This is a genomic window from Pseudomonas sp. R45(2017) (assembly GCF_002112305.1).
GTDB classification, from domain to species: domain Bacteria; phylum Pseudomonadota; class Gammaproteobacteria; order Pseudomonadales; family Pseudomonadaceae; genus Aquipseudomonas; species Aquipseudomonas paraglycinae.
Genome location: NZ_NEHH01000015.1, coordinates 55,549 through 79,062 on the forward strand (window position 1 = coordinate 55,549; position 23,514 = coordinate 79,062).

The 23,514-nt window shown below is 61.5% G+C and carries 21 protein-coding genes; 8 read left to right on the forward strand and 13 right to left on the reverse strand.

What is annotated here, in order from left to right:
* Positions 1-23 precede the first annotated feature (23 nt).
* From pepN to CAF74_RS27185, 6 genes are read right to left on the reverse strand one after another with little or no spacing between them, the layout of a single operon-like run.
* Positions 24-2,681, reverse strand: a complete 2,658-nt coding sequence (gene pepN / locus CAF74_RS27160) for an aminopeptidase N (RefSeq protein ID WP_085748390.1) — start codon at positions 2,679-2,681, stop codon at positions 24-26.
* A gap of 10 nt (positions 2,682-2,691) precedes the next feature.
* Complete coding sequence (locus CAF74_RS27165; RefSeq protein ID WP_085748391.1) at positions 2,692-3,522, reverse strand: DUF2797 domain-containing protein; 831 nt, start codon at positions 3,520-3,522, stop codon at positions 2,692-2,694.
* Positions 3,519-3,779, reverse strand: a complete 261-nt coding sequence (locus CAF74_RS27170) for a YeaC family protein (protein ID WP_011333626.1) — start codon at positions 3,777-3,779, stop codon at positions 3,519-3,521. Before CAF74_RS27170 ends, CAF74_RS27165 begins: the two co-directional genes overlap by 4 nt.
* A 30-nt stretch (positions 3,780-3,809) precedes the next feature.
* The gene (locus CAF74_RS27175) at positions 3,810-4,679 is read right to left on the reverse strand and encodes a rhomboid family intramembrane serine protease (RefSeq protein ID WP_085748392.1); all 870 of its coding nucleotides are present in this window, start codon (positions 4,677-4,679) and stop codon (positions 3,810-3,812) included.
* Positions 4,676-5,650 carry a metallophosphoesterase gene (locus CAF74_RS27180; RefSeq protein ID WP_173892803.1) on the reverse strand — a complete coding sequence of 325 codons (975 nt, stop codon included), beginning with the start codon at positions 5,648-5,650 and terminating at the stop codon, positions 4,676-4,678. Before CAF74_RS27180 ends, CAF74_RS27175 begins: the two co-directional genes overlap by 4 nt.
* On the reverse strand, positions 5,647-6,537 hold the full coding sequence (locus tag CAF74_RS27185) for an NAD(+) kinase (protein ID WP_007956919.1): 891 nt from the start codon (positions 6,535-6,537) through the stop codon (positions 5,647-5,649). The genes CAF74_RS27180 and CAF74_RS27185 overlap by 4 nt, the downstream gene beginning before the upstream one ends.
* 115 nt (positions 6,538-6,652) lie before the next feature.
* Between CAF74_RS27185 and CAF74_RS27190 the strand changes: the two genes are divergently transcribed.
* Positions 6,653-7,603 (forward strand): DUF1853 family protein, encoded by a 951-nt coding sequence (locus CAF74_RS27190; protein WP_085748394.1) that lies wholly within the window; start codon positions 6,653-6,655, stop codon positions 7,601-7,603.
* Here CAF74_RS27190 and CAF74_RS27195 read toward each other — a convergent pair.
* Both CAF74_RS27195 and CAF74_RS27200 read right to left on the reverse strand, forming a co-directional pair.
* Positions 7,600-8,883: an arsenic transporter gene (locus CAF74_RS27195; RefSeq protein ID WP_085748395.1), complete on the reverse strand. Its 1,284-nt coding sequence runs from the start codon at positions 8,881-8,883 to the stop codon at positions 7,600-7,602. The two genes, CAF74_RS27190 and CAF74_RS27195, sit on opposite strands and share 4 nt — an antisense overlap.
* A 169-nt stretch (positions 8,884-9,052) precedes the next feature.
* Positions 9,053-9,610, reverse strand: coding sequence for an NADPH-dependent FMN reductase (locus tag CAF74_RS27200; RefSeq protein WP_007956924.1), 558 nt, complete (start codon positions 9,608-9,610; stop codon positions 9,053-9,055).
* 185 nt (positions 9,611-9,795) lie between these two features.
* On the opposite strand from CAF74_RS27200, the gene CAF74_RS27205 reads away from it, so the two are divergent.
* Positions 9,796-10,032, forward strand: a complete 237-nt coding sequence (locus tag CAF74_RS27205) for a hypothetical protein (RefSeq protein ID WP_007956926.1) — start codon at positions 9,796-9,798, stop codon at positions 10,030-10,032.
* A gap of 85 nt (positions 10,033-10,117) precedes the next feature.
* A complete protein-coding gene (locus CAF74_RS27210; RefSeq protein ID WP_085748396.1) occupies positions 10,118-11,011 on the forward strand; it encodes a LysR family transcriptional regulator in 894 nt (297 codons plus the stop codon).
* On the opposite strand, the gene CAF74_RS27215 is transcribed toward CAF74_RS27210, so the two are convergent.
* The 5 genes from CAF74_RS27215 to CAF74_RS27235 form a co-directional block, all read right to left on the reverse strand.
* Positions 10,977-11,591 (reverse strand): GNAT family N-acetyltransferase, encoded by a 615-nt coding sequence (locus CAF74_RS27215; RefSeq protein ID WP_085748397.1) that lies wholly within the window; start codon positions 11,589-11,591, stop codon positions 10,977-10,979. The genes CAF74_RS27210 and CAF74_RS27215 overlap by 35 nt on opposite strands.
* Positions 11,592-11,605: 14 nt before the next feature.
* A complete protein-coding gene (locus CAF74_RS27220) occupies positions 11,606-13,861 on the reverse strand; it encodes an Orn/Lys/Arg decarboxylase N-terminal domain-containing protein (protein WP_064382285.1) in 2,256 nt (751 codons plus the stop codon).
* A gap of 154 nt (positions 13,862-14,015) precedes the next feature.
* On the reverse strand, positions 14,016-14,780 hold the full coding sequence (dnaQ, locus tag CAF74_RS27225) for a DNA polymerase III subunit epsilon (protein WP_085748398.1): 765 nt from the start codon (positions 14,778-14,780) through the stop codon (positions 14,016-14,018).
* An 83-nt stretch (positions 14,781-14,863) separates the two neighbouring features.
* Positions 14,864-15,325, reverse strand: coding sequence for a ribonuclease HI (rnhA, locus tag CAF74_RS27230; RefSeq protein WP_003224162.1), 462 nt, complete (start codon positions 15,323-15,325; stop codon positions 14,864-14,866).
* Positions 15,326-15,418: 93 nt separating this feature from the next.
* Positions 15,419-16,177 carry a methyltransferase domain-containing protein gene (locus CAF74_RS27235; RefSeq protein WP_007956935.1) on the reverse strand — a complete coding sequence of 253 codons (759 nt, stop codon included), beginning with the start codon at positions 16,175-16,177 and terminating at the stop codon, positions 15,419-15,421.
* 65 nt (positions 16,178-16,242) lie between these two features.
* Between CAF74_RS27235 and gloB the strand changes: the two genes are divergently transcribed.
* The 5 genes from gloB (at position 16,243) to CAF74_RS27260 (ending at position 23,513) form a co-directional block, all read left to right on the forward strand.
* Positions 16,243-17,010: a hydroxyacylglutathione hydrolase gene (gene gloB, locus CAF74_RS27240; protein ID WP_085748416.1), complete on the forward strand. Its 768-nt coding sequence runs from the start codon at positions 16,243-16,245 to the stop codon at positions 17,008-17,010.
* Between the two features lie 99 nt (positions 17,011-17,109).
* The gene (locus tag CAF74_RS27245; protein WP_085748399.1) at positions 17,110-18,588 is read left to right on the forward strand and encodes a transglycosylase SLT domain-containing protein; all 1,479 of its coding nucleotides are present in this window, start codon (positions 17,110-17,112) and stop codon (positions 18,586-18,588) included.
* A 176-nt stretch (positions 18,589-18,764) separates the two neighbouring features.
* A complete protein-coding gene (locus CAF74_RS27250) occupies positions 18,765-20,597 on the forward strand; it encodes an extracellular solute-binding protein (protein WP_085748400.1) in 1,833 nt (610 codons plus the stop codon).
* Positions 20,594-22,435, forward strand: coding sequence for an extracellular solute-binding protein (locus CAF74_RS27255; RefSeq protein ID WP_085748401.1), 1,842 nt, complete (start codon positions 20,594-20,596; stop codon positions 22,433-22,435). Before CAF74_RS27250 ends, CAF74_RS27255 begins: the two co-directional genes overlap by 4 nt.
* 4 nt (positions 22,436-22,439) lie before the next feature.
* On the forward strand, positions 22,440-23,513 hold the full coding sequence (locus CAF74_RS27260; protein ID WP_007956943.1) for a microcin C ABC transporter permease YejB: 1,074 nt from the start codon (positions 22,440-22,442) through the stop codon (positions 23,511-23,513).
* Position 23,514: the final 1 nt, after the last annotated feature.

Sequence of the window (23,514 nt, forward strand, 5' to 3'; positions counted from 1 at the left end):
TTTTTTATTGCCCTGAAACAGCGTCAAGCAAGGCTTTTGCTGACCACTTCATACACATCACTGGACAACTGACCGGACGCCAGAATCCGCTCCAGCTCCGCCTTTATCAGCGCCTGACGAGCGCCGTCATACTTGCGCCAGCGCGTCAGCGGCGCCAATTGACGCGACGCGATCTGCGGGTTGAAGCCGTTCAGTTCGATCACCAGATCCGCCAGGAAGCGATAACCCGAACCGTCCGCCGCGTGGAAGTTGATCAGGTTCTGCCCGGCGAACGCACCGACCAGCGCACGCACCTTGTTCGGGTTCTTGATGTTGAACGCCGGGTGCTGCATCAGCGCTTTCACCCGCTCCAGACCGCCCGGCAAGGTGCTGCCGGCCTGCACGCTGAACCACTGATCCATGACCAGCGGATTGTCCTTGAAGTGCTCGGCGAAACTGGCCAGTGCGGTCGCTTTCTGCTCGTCGAACGGCGAGTTGACCAGCACCGCCAGCGCGGTCAGGCGCTCGGTCATGTTGTCGCAGCTGTCGAACTGTTCCAGCGTTGCCGCCAGCACTTCCGGCTTGCCGCTGAGCATCAGGTAAGACAGCGCGATGTTCTGCAACGCGCGACGGGCGAAGTGCTCGGCCTCGGCCACGTACGGGGTTTGCTTCGACAGGTCGCGGTTGGCCTGATAACGCAGCCACAGCGCCTCGAACAGATTGTCCGCCAGTTGCTGACGGGCGAATTCGCGGGCGGTGTGGATCGCGTCCACGTCGGCGACTTCGCTGATTTCGGTCAGGTAGGCTTCGCTTGGCAGCGAGAGCATTTCCGCGACCATCGCCTGATCCAGCGACTCGTCCGACAGCACGGTGCGCAGCGCGGAAACCAGACGTGGGTCGAGCACCAGGCTTTCGCCCTTCTGCTGCTGGCCGATCAACTCTTGCAGCACCTGCACCGACAGTTGCTGACCGGCATCCCAGCGGTTGAAACCGTCGGTGTCATGCTGCATCAGGAACATCAGCTGATCGCGGTTGTACGGGAAGCTCAGTTTCACCGGCGCCGAGAAGCCACGCAGCAACGACGGCAGCGGCTGTTCGGCGATGTCGACGAAGGTGAACGTCTGTTCGGCTTCGGTCACCGAGATCACTCGGCTAGTGCCTTGGGCCGAGGCTTCACCGGACAGACGCAGGGCAATCTCGTTGCCCTGACTGTCGAGCAGGCCCAGCTCCACCGGGATCACGAACGGCAGTTTTTCAACCTTGTCCGGGGTTTCCGGGCAGCTCTGGCGGAAGGTCAGACTGTAGGTTTTCGCGGCGGCGTCGTAAGACTCGCTCACCGCCAGACGAGGTGTGCCGGCCTGGCTGTACCAGCGCTTGAACTGGGTCAGGTCGACGCCGTTGGCATCTTCCATGGCCTTGATGAAGTCATCGCAGGTCACGGCCTGGCCGTCGTGGCGTTCAAAGTACAGGTCGCTGCCTTTGCGGAAGCCTTCGGCGCCCAGCAGGGTGTGGATCATGCCGACCACTTCCGAGCCCTTTTCGTACACGGTCAGGGTGTAGAAGTTGGAAATCTCGATGAAGCTGTCCGGGCGCACGGCGTGGGCCATGGGACCCGCATCTTCGGCGAACTGGTGGGTACGCAGGTACGCCACGTCCTGAATGCGCTTGACCGTGGCCGAGTTCATGTCAGAGGAGAAACCGGCATCGCGGAACACCGTGAAGCCTTCCTTGAGCGACAGCTGGAACCAGTCGCGGCAGGTCACGCGGTTGCCCGACCAGTTGTGGAAGTATTCGTGAGCGACGATCGCTTCAACGCGCTGGTGCGCGGCGTCGGTAGCGGTTTCGGCACGGGCCAGCACGGCGCTGGAGTTGAAGATGTTGAGGCCCTTGTTCTCCATCGCGCCCATGTTGAAGTCGTTCACGGCGACGATCATGAAAATGTCCAGATCGTACTCGCGACCGTAGACCTCTTCGTCCCAGCGCATCGACTTCTTCAGGCTGTTCATGGCGTGCTGGCACTTGTCGATGTTTTCCGGCTCGACGTAGATGCGCAGCGCCACGTTGCGGTTGGTCATGGTGGTGAAGCTGTCTTCAACGCACCACAAGTCACCGGCCACCAGCGCAAACAGGTACGCCGGTTTCATGAACGGGTCTTCCCAGGTCGCCCAGTGCCGGCCGTCTTCGCCGGGGCCGCTGGCGATCGGGTTGCCGTTGGACAGCAGCACCGGATAGCTGTGCTGCTCGGCGACCACGGTGGTGGTGAACTTGCTCATCACGTCCGGGCGGTCGAGGTAATAGGTGATCTTGCGGAAGCCTTCGGCCTCGCACTGGGTGCAGAACATCGTGCCGGACTTGTACAGGCCTTCCAGTGCAGTGTTGGTTTCCGGGTGGATCCTGACGCTGGTGTCGACCGTGAAGGTTTCGCTGGCCGGTTGCAGGGTCAGGTGGTTTTCAGTCAGTTGGTAATCGCTCGCGCTCAGTTCCTGGTCTGCCAGGGTCACCGAGAGCAATTCCAGCTGCTGGCCATCGAGCACCAGCGGCGGCAGGCCCGGGCCACGGGCCGGGTTGCGGCGCATCACCAGTTGCGCGTGGACCAGACTGTGGTCCTCGAACAACTCGAAGGTCAGGTGTGTTTCATCGATCAGGTACTCGGGCGCCTGATAGTCCTTCAGGTAAATCATCTTCGGTTGTTCGGTGCGCATGCTGAAGTCCTTATTGATGCACGGCGAGCTGATAGGCCGTGTACTTGCGAATGTTGATCACGCCGGTGTCGAAGATCAGGTACTGGCCCTTGATCCCCAGCAGCGTGCCTTCGGCAATCGGGTTCTTGTCCAGGTTGAAGCTGACGATCTTGGCCGGGTACTGCTCGACCGGGTAGCGGATTTCCAGCGGCTCGACATCGGCGATGGTCTGAATGGCCTGGAGACCGAATCGCTCCTGCAAACCTTGCAGACCCGGGGCGCAGCTTTCGAACAGTTGATCGCGCACCTGCGCCAGATCCACCGCCGCCGCGTCGCCTTTGAGCAAGGCGCGCCAGTTGGTCTTGTCCGCCACCTGGCTGCGGAACAGGTCTTCGACGAAACCCGACTGCTGCCGCGTCGAAACGCGCATGATCGGCAGCGCCTGACTGGCGCCCTGGTCGAGCCAGCGGGTCGGCAACTGGGTGGCGCGAGTGATGCCGACCTTGATCCCCGACGAATTGGCCAGGTAGACGACGTGGTCGGTCATGCAGAACTTCTCGCCCCACTCAGGCTCACGGCAGGTGCCAGCATCGAAGTGGCAGCGTTCCGGGCTCATGATGCAGATGTCGCACTGAGCCAGTTTGGTCATGCACGGGTAGCAGTAACCCTGACTGAAACTGGTCTTGGTCTTGCGCCCGCAATGGGTGCAGTGGATCGCCCCCAGGTATTCCAGACGCACCGTGCTGCCGATCAACGGGTTGACCGGCACCTCGACGTCATCCAGACGAAACGCGTACTGCACGTTCGGCCCGTCCAGGCGCGCCGACATTTTGCTGATTGCACCGCGGCCGATCTCGATCAATGGAGGGCGTCCGACTTGAACAGGATGTTCGGCACTTCAATCGACTTCGACGCACATTCCTGCGGGCCCATGTAACCGGTGCGCTCTTCTTCGGGCAGGTTCTGCATTTCCCAGGCGATCATCGCCTGCAACGACAGTTCACGCTGTTCGGCGGTGAGCTTGCCACCGTCCGACCACTTACCGATCTCTACCGCCAGCTTCAGGCTCTGGTAGATATCCGGGGTGATGTTCTTAATCAAATCGTTAAAAGAGGACATCAGGGTCTCCGTGCTCTTTATTCAAAAAATTCAGGCGGCCAGTTTACGGCGGTTGTACAAACCGCCCAACAAACCGGTGAAGCATCCGATGAGTAACCCGCTGACGTGGGCAGCGTTGGCGATTTCGCCGAAGCCGATCATCGAGATCAGCCCGGACATGCACACCAGCAACCACACCAGCATCATTGCCAGCACGCCGCGCGGCAGGCGATAGGCCGGGTTCGGCGCCAGCAGCTGGAAGATCCAGCAGTGACCGAGCAATCCGTAAAGTACGCCGGACAGTCCGCCGAACAGGCTCGGGCCGCCCCACGCGAACTGCGCATAGTTGGAAACGAGGCCGAACAGCAGCGTCAGGCCGATCAGGTTGACGCTGCCCTGGCGCGACTCGATGCGCCGCCCCAGCTCCCAGTACCACATGCCGTTCATGGCCAGGTGCAGGATGCCGAAGTGGATCAGCATTGGCGTAAACAGGCGCCACCACTGCCCCGCCGCCAGGCTGTCGGCCAGGGGTGTGAAGTGGATGTAGTCGCCAACCACGCGAAAATCGAGGAAGGTCAGCCAGCGCATCGTCTCGAGGTTGTCGCCGAGAAAGGTCAACCCGCCAACGATCAGGCTCAGCAGCAGAATGAATCCGGTGGCTTTGGCATGTTTCAGTTGTTCGGCGAAGCTCGGGCGCTTGAGCGTCGGCGCCGACGGAATTTCCAGCTGCTGATCCGGATCACCCGCCGGGAAACGCTCGTACAGCGAACGTACGTCGTCGCTGATTTCCGAGGGCACCCACAACACCTGCTCGCCCGCCTCTTCACTGACGCGATGGGGCACTTGCATGCGTTGCAGCAGTTTGACGAACCCACTCAGGTCCGCCGCCAACGGCACACGCAAGACGGCTATGGCACTCATCGCAGCACCTCCGGCCGCTCGACGTCGACCCAGACAAATTTATGCGGATCGAGGCGGGTTTCCTGATCCAGACGATAGGCGACCAGTTTGCCGTAGAGCACCGCGCTGTAATCCAGGCACGCGAGGTTCGGCCGGATCGGCGCCGGTTTGCCGCTGCGCCAGTAGTGGCCGACGAACAGCAATGGCTCATCGATACCGTAGCGCAGCAGGGAATTCTTTTCGCTGGAGGTCAGCGGTTTTTGCGCCACCGGTTCCGGCAGTGCGTCGGGCTGGAACACGATGTCGCCGTAGGTCTGCGGATCGTCTTCCCAGAACTTGGTACGGAAAAACGAACGCACCAGGCCATCGCCGCTGGTCATGGTCAGGCCATCCGGCAGGCGCATGTCGGTGCCGCGCAGCAGGCGATCGAACACGGTACAGGCGAAACTGCCCGGTACGGCCGAGGCCTGGAGGAAGTGCTCGTCGATGCAGCCATCGGGGAACAGCGCGCGCAGCGGCTCTATCAGGCCGGCATCCCAGCAGGCATGCACCACGCGGAAACGTCCGGCGTCGACGAACAGCGGCAGTTGGTAGAACCACTGCTGGAAGTCGTGCCAGTCGCCCGGATGGTCTTCGAACTGGGTCAGGGTTTCGTGCAGCAATCGGGCATGGCGCGGGGTGTGTTCACGCACGAACTGCTTGCCGCTGCCCGGAGGCGCCGGGGTGCTCCAGCCGAGGGCGTTGAACTCGTGGTTGCCCATGATGCACAACGCCTGACCGGCCTCGACCATGTCGTGGACGATGTGCAGCGCCTCGCGAATCCGCGGGCCACGGTCGATGATGTCGCCGACAAACACGGCCATGCGCGATGGATGTCGCCAGACCCCGCCCTGCTTGTGGTAACCGAGACGGTCCAGCAAGTGTTCCAGGGTCAGGGCGCATCCGTGCACGTCACCAATCAGGTCATAACTGCGCGCGGGATCGAGCATCAGTCGCCTCCACCACCCAACTTGCTGCCCCAGCCGAGCTTGGTGCGGCAGACTTCGTAGTAGTTGTGGTCGAGCGGATGGATCAGCCGCAGCTTCTGTGCTTTCTTGCTGACGGTAATGGTGTCGCCCGGCGCGCAGGTGAAGTGGTTCTGCCCGTCGCAGGAGACCTGCGGGTAGATCTGCATATCTTTGGACACGACGATTTTCAGCTCACTGTTGCCATCGACCACGATCGGTCTGCCCGACAAGGTATGGGGGTACATCGGCACAATCACAATAGCGTCAAGCTTGGGATGCATGATCGGGCCGCCGGCGGACAGCGCGTATGCGGTAGAACCGGTCGGGGTCGACACGATCAGGCCGTCGGCCTTCTGGCTGCAGACGAACTGGCCGTCGATGTACAGCTCGAACTCGATCATCCGCGTCGATTTGCCCGGGTGCAGCACCACGTCGTTCAGCGCATCGCCCTGGCCGATGGCCTCGGCGTGACGACGGACTTCGGCCTGCAGCAGGAAGCGGTTTTCCACCAGATAATGGCCGTCGAGCACTTCGGCAACCTTGATTTCCAGCTCGTCGGGGCGGATGTCGGTGAGAAAGCCGAGGCTACCACGGTTGATCCCGAGCACCGGAATATTGTGCTTGGCCAGTGCCCGTGCCGCGCCGAGCAGGCTGCCGTCACCGCCGACCACGATGACCATGTCGCAGACTTCGCCGAGCATCTTGCGTGACGAAGTTTGCAGGCCATGGCCCGGCAGGACTTCGGCGATGGTGTCTTCGAGAATCACGTGCAGGTGACGATCGAGCAGGAAGCGTTTCAGTCGGCGGACGGTATCCAGCACCTGGGAGCTGCCCAGGCGACCGATGATGCCGATATTACGAAATTGCTCCATGGGACTCCTGCGGGGGACTGAGACGGCGAAAAGCACGATTATGGGCGAAAGCGCCGGATAGACAAAATCCTTTCAGCCCCGAGGATGCGCCGGTGTTTGAGGCTATGCTCGCAAGATGATCCTATTTCCCGATTTGCTTCAGCTGCCCCACCAGTTACGCCACCCCGAGGTGCGCGATCTGGCGTGGGTGATCCTCGCCCCGCCGATGCTCGCCGCAACCCCATGGCCGCAGCGCCATCCGCTGGCGGGCAGCGACTGGGTCGGCGACCCCGAGCGCCTGGAACACTGGCTGCGCCAGCTCGACCGCGACAGTTACGGCCTGCTGCACTGGCTGTCCCAGGCCCGCACCCGGCGCCTGGGCCTGTATTACGAGCGGTTGTGGCAATTTGCGGTGAAACACGCGCCGGGCATCGAACTGATCGCCGCCAACCTGCCGATCCGCCGCGAAGGCCACACCCTCGGCGAGCTGGACATGCTGCTGCGCGATCGCGACGGCGTGCACCACCTGGAACTGGCCATCAAGCTCTACCTCGGCCCGCAGAACGGCGACGGTCATGATCCGGCGTCGTGGCTGGGGCCGGGTTGTCATGATCGACTGGATCGCAAACTGGCGCATTTGAGCGAACATCAGCTGCCGATCTCCGCGCGCCCGGAAAGCCGCGAAGTGCTGGCGGCGCTGGATGTCAGGTCGTTCAGCGCGCAACTGTGGCTGGGCGGATACTTGCTGTATCCGTGGCCCGGTCAGTCCGTGCCGCCCAGCGGCGCCCACCCGCAGCATTTGCGTGGCAGTTGGCTGCATCAGAAAGACTGGCCGGCGTTTGTCGCCCAGCGCCCGGACGGACGCTGGCAACCCCTGCCCCGCCACGCCTGGCTGGCGCCGGCGCACTACCCGGCGGACCAGACCTGGAGCAACGGACACTTGCAGGCCTGGCTCGATGAACTCGAACCGCTGGCCCCGGCGCAACTGATGGTACGCCTGACCGAAAACGCCCGGGGCGAATGGGAAGAAGCCGAGCGGCTGTTTCTGGTGTCGGATCTGTGGCCGAACGTGCCGGGGCAGAATTAAACCGACAACCGCACCGCCAGTGCGGCCAGCGTCACCAGCAACACCGGCACCGTCAGTACGATCCCGACCTTGAAGTAATAACCCCAGCCGATCCGGATGTTCTTGCGCTCCAGCACATGCAGCCAAAGCAAGGTCGCGAGACTGCCGATCGGGGTGATTTTCGGCCCCAGGTCACTGCCGATCACGTTGGCGTAGATCATCGCCTCCTTCACCACACCGCTGGCCTGACTGGCATCGATCGACAGCAACCCGACCAGCACCGTCGGCAGGTTGTTCATGATCGATGACAACAAGGCCGTCAGCACCCCGGTGCCCATCGCCGCACCCCATACGCCGTGAACGGCGAACACATCGAGCCACCCGGCCAGATAATCGGTGAGCCCGGCATTGCGCAGTCCGTAGACCACCAGGTACATGCCCAGCGAGAAAATCACGATCTGCCACGGCGCCTCTTTCATGACCTTGCGCGTGGAGATCTTGTGCCCGCGCGCGGCAATCGCCAGCAAGAGCGCCGCGCACACCGCCGAGATCGCGCTGATCGGAATCCCCAGCGGTTCCAGCGCGAAACAGCCGATCAACAAAATCACCAACACCGCCCAACCGGCGTAGAACGTGGCTTTGTCGTGGATGGCGGTTTCCGGGTGTTCAAGCTGTTCCGGGTCGTAAGCCTTGGGAATATCACGGCGGAAGAACCACAGCAGCATGCCCAGCGTGGCGGCGACGCTGACGAAGTTGACCGGCACCATCACCGCCGCATAGCGGTTAAAACCGATGTGGAAAAAGTCGGCCGAGACGATGTTCACCAGATTCGACACCACCAGCGGCAGGCTCGCGGTGTCGGCAATGAACCCCGCGCCCATGACGAACGCCAGAGTCGCCGCCGGGGAAAAGCGCAGGGCCAGCAGCATGGAAATCACGATCGGCGTGAGGATCAGCGCTGCGCCGTCATTGGCGAACAGCGCCGACACCAGCGCGCCGAGCAGCACCATGAAGGCAAACAGCTTGCGTCCGCTGCCCCGGCCCCAACGCGCCACGTGCAGGGCCGCCCAAGCGAAAAAGCCGGCTTCGTCGAGCAGCAGACTGATGATGATCAGCGCCACGAACGTGCCGGTGGCGTTCCAGATGATTTGCCACACCAGCGGGATGTCGCTCAGGTGCACCACACCGAAAATCAGCGCGATGATGGCGCCGAACGTTGCACTCCAGCCGACCCCGAGGCCTTTGGGTTGCCAGATCACCAGGGTAATGGTCAGCAGGAAAATCAGTGACGCAGCGAGCATTCGCGACAGCCTTCAGTCAGGTTAAGAAAACAAGCCACAACAAAAACCTGTGGGAGCGAACCTGCTCGCGATTGCGGTGTGTCATTCAACTGATATGCCAGCTGATACACCGCCTTCGCGAGCAGGTTCGCTCCCACAGGGTCGATATCTTGTCAGAAAATTCAGTGGATCACTTCTTGTGTTGCGCCACCCACTCACCAAACGCATTGATGAAACTTTGCAGGAACGGCTTCACCGACTCGTTCAGTTTGCCCGCCTCGTCGAATGCCGTGCCCGCGCCGCCCAGATAGGCTTCCGGCTGCTGCATGCAAGGCACGTTGAGGAAAACAAAAGACTGACGCAGATGCTGGTTGGCACCGAAACCGCCGATGGCACCCGGCGAAACGCTGATCACCGCCCCCGGTTTGCCGCTCCAGACACTCTTGCCATATGGCCGCGAACCGACATCGATCGCGTTCTTCAAAGGCGCCGGCACCGAGCGGTTGTACTCCGGGGTGACAAACAGCAGAGCGTCGGATGAACCCACTTTTTGCCGGAAAGTGCTGTAGGCTGCCGGCGGTGAATCGCCGTCGATGTCTTCGTTGTAGAGTGGCAGATCGCCAATTTCGACAATGTTCAGCTTGAGGTTGGCCGGTGCCAGTTCCGCCAGCGCCAGGGCGACCTTGCGGTTGATGGACGCCTTGCGCAGGCTGCCGACCACTACTGCGACGTTATAGACATTGCTCATTGGAAGACTCTCGACTGTCCGTGGGAGGAGCCACTAGTTATAGATGATCCGGTGACGATTTCACCAGACGCCGAAGGTTATTTCCCGCGTCTGGATTATTTTTTTCCTGTAGGAAAACTTACCAAGCTCGATGAAGGTCTACCAAGCCGCAAATCAAGCGTTTTATCTCCAGAGGTTCTAAGCAGATGGCAGCAGTACTCGTCGGTCAGTTCCATGCAAGAGATGCGGAAGGCCGCGTTTATTCCGTGCATGAGTTCCAGGAATCCAACCCGTCGGCAGACGGTTTCACCGGCACGGAGCCCGTTACCACCTACAAACTGGCGATTGGCGACCGCGTCAACAAGATCGACGACAACGAGTTTTTGCTGGTTCAGTCGGGCATCACCCTGATCCGCGAACCCGAGCCATCGGTCGCTTCATAACCGATCGTTATGAGCAGAAGTCATCCGCGCCGAGTTGGGGTAGGATTCAGCCACTGACCCCAACGGCCGGACATGGACTTCACGCATGCGTTTACGTCATATCGAGGTGATTCAGGCGCTTTTGCAGACCGGTCACGTGGGCACCGCCGCCGAATGGCTGCAACTAGCGGCGCCCGAGGTCGAGGAGCGTTTGCGCGAAGCCGAGAGTCAACTCGGGTTCATGCTGTTCGCCAGCGTACGCGGACGACTTCAGCCAACCCCGGAGGCCCGGGCGCTGCAAGTCGAGATCGGCCACATCTATGAAGCGCTGGAGCCGGTGCGACGGCTGGCCAGCAGTCTCAAGCAATACCTCGCCCCACCCCTGCGGATCATCGGCACCCCGCCGCTGGCCCAGCAACTGCTGCCGCAAAGCCTCGCCGCCCTGCGCCGGCGCCTGCCCGACGTGCCCTGCACCCTGCTCAGTGAACCGACCCGCGACATCGTCCGCCACCTGCTGCTGCGCGACAGCGATCTGGGCCTGAGCCTGCACGATCCACAACACCCCGATATCCATTGCCAGCCAATGGCCCAAGGCAAATTGCAGTTGCTCGCGCCCCACGGCTGGCTGCAACCGAAGCAGAAGTACATTTCCCTGCAGGATCTGGCCGGTCAGGCGATGGTCGGCCTCGAAGGTCAGGACCCGTTGAGCCCGGCCCTGGAAAACAAGCTTCAGGCCCTGCGCCCGGCGCCGACCATCCAGACCCGGGTGCAGACCCACCAGATGATGCGCAGCATGGTCGAGGCCGGCGAAGGCCTGGCGATCGTCGACCCGTTCACCGCCCTCGGTGCACGGGCGGGCGGTCTCGATGTTTGCCCGTTGTCGCCGGCGGTGCCGATCAGCCTGTATGCCCTGACCTTCAAACACGCCACGCCGTCAGCGGCGATACAGACGCTGCTTGGGATCGTTACGGAACAAGCCGAGGCGATGCTGGCGAACTGATCGGATGCTCCAGCGGGTTATCGAACAATCGATACCAGAACAGCGCTACTTCGGCGGTGTTCGGATCGATTCCGCGATAACGCAGGTGGTCGATGCCGCCGATCACATACCCGCAACGCTCATACAGGCGACAGGCGCCAAGGTTGTTGTTCTGGGTTTCCAGCATGATTCCCGGCAGTTTTTTCTTGCGGCTCCAGAACTGCGCCACGTCGAGCAAGGCTTTAGCCACCCCATGGCGCCGCGCCGGGGCGTGCACCGCCAGTTCATCGATATGGGCAAAGCCGTTCCAGTTGGTGCTGATCACCAGATGACCAACCGGCTCGTCCTCCAGATACGCCATGAAGATCGCGCTGTCGGCGGCGTCGCGAAAACTGCTGAACTCCTCCGGATCGATGCCGTAGCACTTGCGATACGGCACGATGGCGGTCACGGCCCATTGCGCCACAGGCTTGCCGATTTCGGCCGCGCCGTAGGCGGCCACCTCGAAACTGAAATCGCTGCCCCAGATATATTCGGCAAAACTGTCGTCGGCGACCCGCACCGACAGCCCTGGGTATTTCGGATTCATGACCGGTTGCATACTCGGAAAAGCCCTCATTCCTTGACGCAATCGACGGTGTAGTGCCGCCCATTGCCCTCATCTTCGTGTTGCAGACCGTGCACATCGACTACGAACCCCGGAAACGTTGTGTCGAACGTGCGGGCAAACCTGAGGTATTCGATGATCGAGCGCGTGGATTCGGTAAAACGTTCGCCGGGCATGATCAGCGGAATGCCCGGCGGGTACGGCACCAGCATCACCGCTGCGACCCGGCCTTCCAGCTCATCGATCGGCACCGCCTCGACTTCGCCGCGCACCAGTTGGTCGTAGGCGTGGGCCGGTTTCATGGCGATTTCCGGCAGCACGGTGTACATGCGCTTGAGGTGTCTGGCGGTGGCGTTGCTGCGGTAGCAGGCGTGGAGCTGATCGCACAGATCGCGCAGGCCCATGCCGCGATAGCGCACAGGATCCTCTTGGGCGACACACTTCAGGCAGGTGTCGAGGCTGACGTTGGCGTCGTAGCTGCGCTTGAACTCCAGCAGTTCGGTCAACAGCGTGCTCCACTTGCCTTTGGTGATGCCCATGGAGAACAGCACCAGAAATGAATACAGGCCGGTTTTCTCCACCACCAGCCCGCGCTCCCACAGGAAACGGCTGACCACTGCCGCCGGAATACCCTTGTCGCTTAAAGCGCCGCCAGCGGTCAGGCCCGGCATGACCAGGGTGACCTTGATCGGGTCGAGCAGTACGTAGTCGTCGCTGACCTCGCCGAAACCGTGCCAGTCCGCATCCGGTTGCAGCAGCCAGTCCTCGGTCTGCACCCGGTCGATGCCCTCGACACCCGGTGGCTGCCAGATCGAGAACCACCAATCGTCAGCGGCGATGTGCTGACGCAGATTGGCCAGGGCCCGGCGAAAGCTCAGGGCTTCGTCGAAGGTTTCCTGCAGCAGCGAGCGTCCGGCCGGGCCTTCCATCATCGCCGAGGCGACGTCCAGCGAAGCAATGATGCTGTACTGCGGCGACGTCGAGATGTGCATCATGAACGCTTCGTTGAACCGGTCGCGATCCAGTTGCCGCGCGCCGCCGTCCTGCACATGAATCATCGAGGCCTGGCTGAACGCCGCCAGCAGTTTGTGGGTGGAATGGGTGGTGAACACCAGCGGACTGTCCTCGCTGCGCGAGGTGGCCATGCCGTAACGGCCGGCAAAAAATTCGTGAAACGCCGCGTAGGCGTACCAGGCTTCGTCGAAATGCAGGACTTCGACGCTGTTGCCCAGACTCTGCTTTATCAGCTCGGCGTTGTAGCAAAGGCCGTCGTATGTGGAATTGGTGATCACCGCCAGTTTGACTTTCGGCTCGCGGCCCTTGGTCAGCGGGCTGGCATCGATCTTGGCCTGAATCGATTCGCGACTGAATTCACTGAGCGGAATCGGACCAATGATCCCCAGCTCATTGCGCTCCGGGCACAGGTACAGTGGAATCGCGCCGGTCATGATGATCGCGTGCAACACCGACTTGTGACAGTTGCGATCCACCAGCACCAGATCATCGCGCCCGACCATCGAATGCCAGACGATCTTGTTGGCGGTCGAGGTGCCATTGATCACGAAAAAGGTGTGATCGGCGCCGAAATTGCGCGCGGCTCGCGCTTCCGCCTCGGCGAGTGGCCCGGTGTGGTCGAGCAAGGAACCCAGCTCCGGCACCGACACCGATAAATCGGATCGCAGGGTGTTTTCCCCGAAGAACTGGTGAAACGCCTGCCCCACCGGACTCTTGTGATACGCCACACCACCGCCATGACCGGGGGTGTGCCAGGAATAATTGGAATCGGCCGTATGCTGCACCAGCGCCTTGAAGAATGGCGGCAACAGCCCGTCCAGGTATTTGCGCGCCGCCCGCGCCACTTGCCGGGCGAGAAACGGCACGGTGTCTTCGAACAGGTAGAGAATGCCGCGCAACTGGTTGAGCTCGGCCATGGCATCGGCCGGGGCGTTTTCCAGGGTGACTTGCTCGCCAAGGGCAAAGATCGGCAGATCCGGCGCCCGCACCCGGGCCAGACCGATCAGTTCGGCCATGTTCTGCAACAGGTGGGAGTTGGTGCTGGCGTCTTCGGCGGCGATCAGCATGCACGCCAGACCATGGTGGGTTGACGCCACCAGCCGGCCTTCGGTGTAGTCCGTGGCCGAAACGATACTGAAACCTTCCAGCTCCAGCTCTCGGGCGATTCCGCGAATGCGGTCACCGGCAACCGTGTCGGCCTTGATGTCGCGGTGGACGATCAGCACCGGGAACTTCAAATCTTTGTACATGGGGCTCAGTGTCCTGAGGCGGCGGAGAGTGATCTGCCAATGTCCTCAGGGTAGAGGGTCGGAGCGGATGTGGCGAGGGTGGCCAGTTGTCAGTACTGCCAAAAACAAAGGATCGCCCGCACATGGCTTGGTGTTCGGACGATCCTTTAGTGCCTTACGCTTGAGCTTCAGCTTCAGCTTCCAGCAGCTGGGTCCACAGCGCCGGGGCGCCGGCCGACTTGGCGATGATTTCCAGACGCACCTGATGTTCGGCCAGCTCGGCTTCGGTGGCGCGAATGATTCGCCCCGGTTTGCGATCCGCCGGCAGACGGCGGATTTCGGTGGCGGAGTTGTCAGCGCCCTCGCCCGTGCCATTGCCGTCGGAGGCGTTGCCGGCCAGCGACAGGCTGGTCTGGCCACCGGTCATGGTCAGGTAGACGTCGGCGAGAATTTCCGAGTCGAGCAATGCGCCGTGCAGCTCACGGCCGGAGTTGTCGACGCCGTAGCGTTTGCACAGGGCATCGAGGCTGTTGCGCTGACCCGGGTGACGTTCCCGGGCCATCATCAGGGTGTCGAGGATCGTGCAGTGCTGCGTGATGTCCGCGCGATCCTGCTGGCCCATCAGCGCGAATTCGTTGTTGATGAAGCCAACGTCGAACGCCGCGTTATGGATGATCAGCTGCGCGCCGTTGATAAACTCGAAGAACTCGTCGGCCACTTCGGCGAAACGCGGCTTGCCGACCAGGAATTCATTGGTGATGCCGTGAACGGCAATCGCGCCTTCATCACTCTCGCGATCCGGTTGCAGGTAAACGTGAAAGTGTCGGCCCGTCAGGCGTCGACCGATCAGCTCGACACAACCGATTTCGATAATCCGGTGGCCGTCGGTCACCGGCATGCCGGTGGTTTCGGTATCGAGTACAACGGATCTGGTGGCCATCAGTGTTCAGCTCTCAACGGGGGTCAATCGTGCAAAAGCGGCGATGTTAACACGCTCGCCGGGAGTGTTTCAGTGGGAAGGATTCAGCTCTGCTTGTAACCGCGAACCTCATCCACCCCACGGTTGGCCAACTGGTCGGCGCGTTCGTTGCCGTGGTGGCCGATGTGACCGCGGACCCATTTCCAGGTGACCTTGTGGCGGTTGACCTGCTCGTCGAGCTCTTTCCACAGGTCGGCGTTTTTCACTGGCTCCTTGGCGGCGGTTTTCCAGCCGCGCTTCTTCCAGTTGGCCATCCACTCGTTGATGCCTTTCATCACATATTGCGAGTCGGTCACCAGCAGCACTTCGCACGGACGCTTGAGGGCTTCCAGGCCGCGAATTGCGCCAAGCAGCTCCATGCGGTTGTTGGTGGTGTTGGCTTCGCCGCCCCACAGTTCCTTTTCAACGCCCTTGCACACCAACAGGGCGCCCCAGCCGCCCGGGCCGGGGTTGCCCTTGCAGGCGCCGTCAGTGAACAGTTCTACGCTATCGACGCTTTCGCTCATGCCAGTCTATCCAGAAAAAATGCGTGGCCTCGCCGATCACGGATCGACAATGGCCGAGGCCGGGATTGACCCGGCCATCAATAAAAGAAGGTTTTACGGTTCGATGCGCCGGCGGTTGACCTTGGCCATCGGCAGCGGAATCAGCTTGCCCATCGGCTCGCGGCGTTCCTGACGCACCGGACGCAGGCCGACCACGATCTTGCGCGCAACCAGCAGATAGAAGCCGCCGCCCGACAGTTGCCAGTCGCCAGCCTTGCGTTCCCAGCCGGCCAGACGGGCCTGCCACTTGGGTGACGCGAGCGGCGGACGATAGCACCCGAAGCGGCGTTTCTCCAGCGCGAAGCCCAGCAGGTTGAGCCAGTCCGCCACCCGTGACGGCGAGATGCAGCGCGCCTGACGCAAAGCGTCATGGGCGAATACATGGCGCAGCCCCCAGGTACTCCAGGGGTTGATGCCGACGATCAGCAGATGCCCGCCGGGGCGCACGCTGCTGGCCGCTTCGCGCAAAAGTCCGTGGGGCGACAGGCAGAAATCCAGGCCGTGCTGCAACACCACCACGTCGGCGGCGTGCTCGCTCAACGGCCAGGCCTGTTCTTCGCAGACGATCTCCACGCCCGGCAACGGCGCGCCAAGCCGCACGTTGCGCTGCACCTGCGGCGCCGACGGCGGTGTTTCGGCGGACGGGCCGTAATGCACCAGATAGCCGCCGAAGAATCGGCCCAGCTCGTCTTCGAGCATGCGCCGTTCTTCGTCCAGTAGAAATTGCCCGAGGGGGCCGGACAGCCATTCACGGGCTGCACCGATCAGCGCGAGCCAGTCAGGATCGGCCTGAGCGAACGCTTTATCGATCATTGCATTCTCCAACACGCCAGGAACCTCTAAGATGCGCCAATGTTACCCGCTTGGCGAATTCGACGATGATACAGATCAGTGCCCTGCCCGCCTTCACCGACAACTACATCTGGTTGTTACAGGATCATGCCACCCAGCGTTGCGCAGTGGTCGATCCGGGGGATGCCGCCCCCGTGCAGGCGTGGCTCGACGCGCATCCGGGCTGGGTGCTCGGCGACATCCTCATCACCCACCATCACCACGACCATGTCGGCGGCGTCGAGACGCTGAAAAAGGCTACCGGCGCCACGGTCTACGGGCCGGCCAGCGAAAGCATCCCGGGGCGTGACGTGGCCCTCAAGGACAACGACACGGTGCGCGTGCTCGGCTGGGACTTCGACGTCTACGCCGTGCCTGGCCACACCCTGGGACACATCGCCTACTACCATCATGGCCTGCTGTTCTGTGGCGACACCCTGTTCGCTGCCGGTTGCGGCCGCCTGTTCGAAGGCACGCCGCAACAGATGCACCAGTCGTTGAGCCGTCTGGCGGCGCTGCCGGAAGACACGCTGGTCTACTGCACCCACGAATACACCCTGAGCAACCTGAAATTTGCCGCCGCCGTGGAGCCGGGCAACCGGGACATCGCCGCCCGTCTGGAAAAAGTCAGCCAGCAACGTGACAACGGTGTGATGACCCTGCCCTCGACTCTCGCGCTGGAAAAGCTCACAAACCCCTTTTTGCGCACCGGTGAAATATTAGTTACACAAAAAGTGGACGAACGGAACGGCCCTCAAAACCGGGCGCCGAGTGAGGTTTTTGCGGCTCTGCGGGCATGGAAAGATACGTTCTAAGTGGCTCACCGCTTGGTACAAAAATTCTGAATGGTTGACCGCAGGGGGTGCGCTTTCTAGAATCGCCCGACATTTTTGCCCGGAACTTACTTCCAGCCAATGTCGTCATCCATACGTAAGTCCGTCAATTCAGATGCTTTGACCCGCCTGGCGCAAGCCATCGCGGTGGCTGTGTCCGCCACACTGGCGGGCTGTTCCAGCCACGCTCCGCAGACTGAAGCGACACATACGCCGAACATTGCTGCGCGAGCCAAGCAGAAGCCTATCTGGTTGTCCGAAAAGCCCAGCCCGCAGGTGCCTCAGGACATCTGGGAGCGCATGCGCAGTGGTTTCCAGCTGCAGGAAGGTCTGGGCGTGAACCCGCGCATCGAGCAACAGCGCCTGTGGTTCGCCAGTAACCCTTCCTTCCTCGAGAACGCCGGCGAACGCGGCAGCCTCTACATTCATTACATCGTCGAGCGCCTCGAAGAACGCAACATGCCGCTGGAGCTGGCGCTGCTGCCGGTCATCGAAAGCGCCTACAACCCGATGGCCTATTCCCGGGCCGACGCAGTGGGCCTCTGGCAGTTCATCCCGTCCACCGGGCGCTACTTCAACCTGCGCCAGACCCGTTTCTACGATGGCCGTCGCGACATTACTGCCTCGACCACGGCAGCGATGGACTACCTGACCCGCCTGCACGACATGTTCAACGGTGACTGGCTGCTGGCCCTGGCCGCGTACAACGCCGGTGAAGGCACGGTCAGCCGCGCTATCGAGCGCAACGAAAAGCTCGGCCTGCCGACCGACTACTGGAACCTGCCGCTGCCGGCGGAAACCCAGGCTTACGTGCCGAAACTGCTGGCGCTCTCGCAAGTGGTACTGACGCCTGAAGCCTATGGCGTGAACCTCAACCCGATCGCCAACGAACCGTATTTCCAGGTCGTCGAAATCAACCAGCGCATGGACCTGTCCAAGGTCGCGGCGGTGGCCAACATCGATGAAGACGAGCTGTTCCAGCTCAACCCGGCGTTCAAGCAGCGCACCACCATCGACGGCCCGCAGCACCTGCTGGTGCCGACCTCCAAGGCCCAACTGCTGACCGCCAGCCTGCAGACCATGCGTCCTGAAGAGCTGATCAGCCCGCGTTCGCTGAAACCGGTGTTCGAAGGCGCCGACCCGAGCGAAATCGCCCAGGCCAAGCGCGCCTATCGGGTCAAGCGTGGCGACAACCTCGGCTCCATCGCCAAGGCCAACAAGGTCGAGGTCAAGGACCTGCAACGCTGGAACAAGCTGACCGGCAAGAACCTCAAGGTCGGCCAGACCCTGGTCATGCGCGACACTACCCAGCGCACGCCTACCCGCAAGAGTGGCGGACGCATCAATACGGTCGTCGCTGCCAACAGCAAGACCAGCAGCAAGGCCAAAGACAAGGACGACAGCAAGCAGCAGACCCAATACAAGGTCAAACGTGGCGACACGCTGTACGTCGTGGCCAAGCGCTTCAACGTCGAGATGCAACACCTCAAGCGCTGGAATCCGGGCGCCGGCAAAGCGCTCAAGCCTGGGCAGATGCTCACGGTCTACCAGCCGCACTGACAAAGAGCCCCTGAATTTCAGGGGCTTTTTTTCGCCTGTCATTTTTTTGATATTTCCATAGATCGGCGCAGACAGCCCCCACAATTAACCGCGCATTAAGCACCTGTCTTTTTCCTGTCCATACAAGCTGTTACTGTACGGCCCACAAAGCCCAAGCCGCCTGGATCGGATCTGACTTGAAGCGTCCCCTCCTCCTGCTCCTGATCAGCCTGGCCTTGAGCTCCCCCGTCAGCGCGGCGATCACCGAAAGCCACGGTTATGCGCAGTTCGGCACGCTCAAGTACCCGGCCAGATTTACCCACTTCGACTGGGTCAACCCGCAAGCGCCCAAGGGCGGCACCTTGCGGGTGATGGCGTTTGGCACCTTCGATACGCTCAATCCCTACACCTTCAAGGGCACCAGCCCGGTCACCACGGCGAATTTCCTGCAATACGGCATCAACGAGCTGAACGAGCCGCTGATGGTCGGCACTGGGCAATACGCACCGTCCGGTGACGAACCGGCGTCCAGTTACGGCTTGATCGCCCAATCGGTGGAGTACAGCGAAGATCGCAGCTGGGTGGTGTTCAATCTGCGCCCGCAAGCGCGCTTCCACGACGGCACGCCGATTACCGCGTACGACGTGGCGTTCTCCTATCGCCTGCTGCTCAAGGAAGGTCATCCGCTGTATCGCACCGCCCTTCAGGAAGTGCTGCGGGTTGATATCCTCAACCCGCAGCGCATCCGCTTTGTACTCAAGCGCAGCGGCAATCCGTTGCTGATCCTGCGTCTGGGTGAGTTGCCGGTACTGCCCCAGCATTACTGGAAAGATCGCGACTTCAAGGCCACCACCTTCGAGCCGCCGCTGGGCAGCGGGCCGTACCGCATCACCTCGGTCACGCCGGGGCGGCAGTTGATTTTCGAGCGGGTCAAGGACTACTGGGGCAAGGACCTGCCAGTCAACCGCGGCAAATACAACTTCGATCGCATGGAAGTCGAGTTCTACCGCGACAGCGATGTGGCCTTCGAAGCATTCAAGGCCGGCGAGTTCGACATTTATATCGAGCATCAGGCGAAGAACTGGGCCAACGGTTACAACTTCCCGGCGATCCGTCGCGGCGACGTGATAAAGGCGCAGATCCCGCACCAGATCCCGACCCAGAGTCAGGGCCTGTTCATGAACACCCGGCGCCCAGCCTTTGCCGATATCAAGGTGCGCGAAGCCCTGGGCCTGATGTTCGACTTCGAATGGACCAACCGCGCGCTGTTCAGCGATGCCTACAAGCGCACCACCAGCTACTACCCCAACAGCGAGTTCAGCGCCGTCGGCCTGCCGGTCGGCCATGAATGGCTGATGCTCAAGCCGTACAAGGATCAACTGCCGGCGCGCCTCTTCACCGAACCGTTCACGCTGCCGCAGACCGACGGTCGCGGCATCCCTCGGGAAACAATGCGCAAAGCCCTGGCGCTGCTGGCCGAGGCCGGCTGGAAGCTCAATGGCCAGCGCTTGCAGAACACCGCCGGCCAGCCGCTGCGTTTCGAGCTGCTGCTGGTCAATCCGAACCTGGAGCGGATCCTCCAGCCGTACATTGAAAACCTCAACAGCATCGGCATCGACGCGCGCCTGCGCACCGTGGATCGTGCCCAGTACAAACAGCGTCTGGATCAGTTCGATTTCGACATGATCCTGATGACCCTCAACCAGACCCTCAGCCCGGGGCTGGAACAGTGGCAGTACTTCCACTCCAGCCAGGTCGGGGTCAAGGGCAGCAAGAATTACGCGGGCATCGTCAATCCGGTGGTTGATCATCTGCTTGAACACTTGCTCGCCGCGCAAACCCGCGACGAACAAGTCGCTGCCGGCAAGGCACTGGACCGCGTGCTGCTCTGGCAGCACTACAGCATTCCCAACTGGTACCTCAATTATCACCGTCTGGCGTACCGCAACCGGTTCGCCTTCGTCACCACGCCGCCCTACACCCTGGGCCTGAGCGCGTGGTGGCTGAAATCTTCGGAGAAAGATCGATGAAGCCTATCCGCGCCCTGCTCGTGCAGGCCAGCGGTCTGTTGTTCACCGGGCTGGCCTTGGCCGCCCCGCAACACGCCGTGACCCTGTACAACGAGCCGCCGAAGTACCCCGCCGACTTCAAGCACTTCGACTATGTAAACCCTGACGCGCCCAAGGGCGGGATCTTCCGCCAGGCCGGCTTCGGCGGCTTCGACAGCCTCAATCCGTTCATCAGCAAAGGCGTGCCGGCGGACGATATCGGCCTGATCTACGACACCCTGGCCAAACAGGGTCTGGACGAGCCATTCACCGAATACGGCCTGATCGCCAGCAAGATCGAAAAGGCCCCGGACAACAGTTGGGTGCGCTTCTACCTGCGTCCCGAAGCGAAGTTTCACGACGGCCACCCGGTACGCGCCGACGATGTGGTGTTCAGCTTCCAGACGCTGACCAAGGAAGGCGCACCGATGTATCGCGGCTACTACGCCGACGTCGAGGAAGTGATCGCCGAAGACCCGCTCAAGGTGCTGTTCAAGTTCAAGCACACCAACAACCGCGAACTGCCGCTGATCCTCGGTCAGTTGCCGGTGCTGCCGAAACACTGGTGGGCCGAGCGTGATTTCAACAAGGGCAACCTGGAAATCCCGCTGGGCAGCGGCCCGTACAAGGTTACGCAAGTGAAGGCCGGGCGTTCGGTGCGTTACGAGCGGGTCAAGGACTATTGGGGCAAGGATCTGCCGGTCAATCGCGGTTTCTACAACTTCGACGTAATGACCACCGACTATTACCGCGACAACACCGTCGCGCTGGAAGCGTTGAAAGCCGGGCAGTTCGATTACTGGCTGGAAATGGCCGCGAAAAACTGGGCCAACGCCTACAACGTGCCGGCAGTGACCGAAGGGCGGCTGATCAAGGAACAGATTGCCAACAGCAATCCGACCGGCATGCAGGGCTTCGTCTTCAATTTGCGCCGTCCGGTGTTTCAGGACGTGCGGGTACGCCAGGCCCTCGGCCTGCTGTTCGACTTCGAATGGACCAACAAGCAACTGTTCAACGGCGCTTATGCGCGCACCCGCAGTTATTTTGAAAACTCGGAAATGGCCGCCACCGGCCTGCCTGATGCAGAACAGGTGGCGATCCTCGATCCGTTCCGCAGCCAGCTGCCGGCGCAGGTGTTCAGCGAAGCCTTCGAAAATCCGAAAACCGACGCCAGCGGCATGATCCGCACGCAACAGCGCGAGGCGTATCAGTTGCTGCAAGAGGCTGGCTGGAAAATCGTCGACGACAAAATGGTCGACGCGACCGGCAAACCGGTGGTCATCGAGTTCCTCCTGGCGCAGACCGAATTCGAACGCGTGTTGTTGCCGTTCAAGCGCAACCTCAGCGACCTCGGCATCGACCTGGTGATCCGCCGCGTCGACGTCTCGCAATACGTCAATCGCGTGCGCTCGCGAGACTTCGACATGATGGTCGGCAGCTTTCCGCAGTCCAACTCGCCCGGCAACGAGCAGCGCGAATTCTGGATGAGCGCCGCCGCCGACAAGTCCAGCAGCCGAAATTCGATCGGCCTCAAGGACCCGGTGGTCGATCACCTGGTGGAGAACCTGATCAACGCCGATTCGCGCAAAAGCCTGGTGGCCCACGCCCGCGCTCTGGACCGTGTGCTGCAATGGGGCTACTACGTGATCCCCAACTGGCACATCAAGACCTGGCGCGTGGCGTACTGGAACCACATCGGCCACCCGAAAGTCTCCCCCAAGTACGACATCGGCATTAACACCTGGTGGGTCAAACCCGATGCGAAGCCGGCGGTAGAAGTCGAAACCCAACTGCAAGCCGACCCTGTGGGCACGGAGTAATCAGATGCTGGCGTACATTTTTCGGCGACTGCTGCTGATCATCCCGACCCTGTTCGGCATTCTGCTGATCAACTTCGTGATCATCCAGGCCGCGCCCGGCGGGCCGGTGGAACAGATGATCGCCAAGCTCGAAGGCTTCGAAGGTGCCACCAGCCGCATCGCCGGCGGCGGTGCCGAAGTGTCGGTGGCCGGCTCCTCCTATCGCGGTGCGCAGGGCCTGGACCCGGCGCTGATCAAGGAAATCGAGAAGATGTACGGGTTCGACAAGTCGGCCCCGGAACGTCTGTGGATCATGGTCAAGAACTACGCCCGGCTGGATTTCGGCGACAGCTTCTTCCGCGACGCCAAGGTCATCGACCTGATCAAGGAAAAGATGCCGGTGTCGATCTCGCTCGGATTGTGGAGCACGTTGATCATGTACCTGGTATCGATTCCGCTGGGGATCGCCAAGGCCACGCGGCACGGCAGTCATTTCGACGTCTGGACCAGTTCGGCGATCATCGTCGGTTATGCGATCCCGGCGTTCCTGTTTGCGATTCTGCTGATCGTGGTGTTTGCCGGCGGCAGTTATCTGGACTGGTTTCCTTTACGCGGCCTGACCTCGAACAATTTCGATGAGCTGAGCCTGGGCGGCAAGGTTCTCGATTACTTCTGGCACCTGGCGCTGCCAGTGACGGCGCTGGTGATCGGCAACTTCGCGACCATGACCCTGCTGACCAAAAACAGCTTCCTTGACGAGATCAACAAGCAATACGTGGTCACCGCCAAGGCCAAGGGCCTGACCCGCCACCGCGTGCTCTACGGCCATGTGTTCCGCAACGCGATGCTGCTGGTGATTGCCGGTTTCCCGTCGGCGTTCATCGGCATCTTCTTCACCGGCTCGTTGCTGGTGGAAGTGATCTTCTCCCTCGACGGCCTTGGTCTGATGAGTTTCGAAGCGGCGATCAACCGCGATTACCCGGTGGTGTTCGGCACCCTGTTCATCTTCACCCTGCTGGGGCTGGTGGTGAAACTGATCGGCGACCTCACCTACACCCTTGTCGATCCACGTATCGACTTTGCCAGCCGGGAGCATTGAG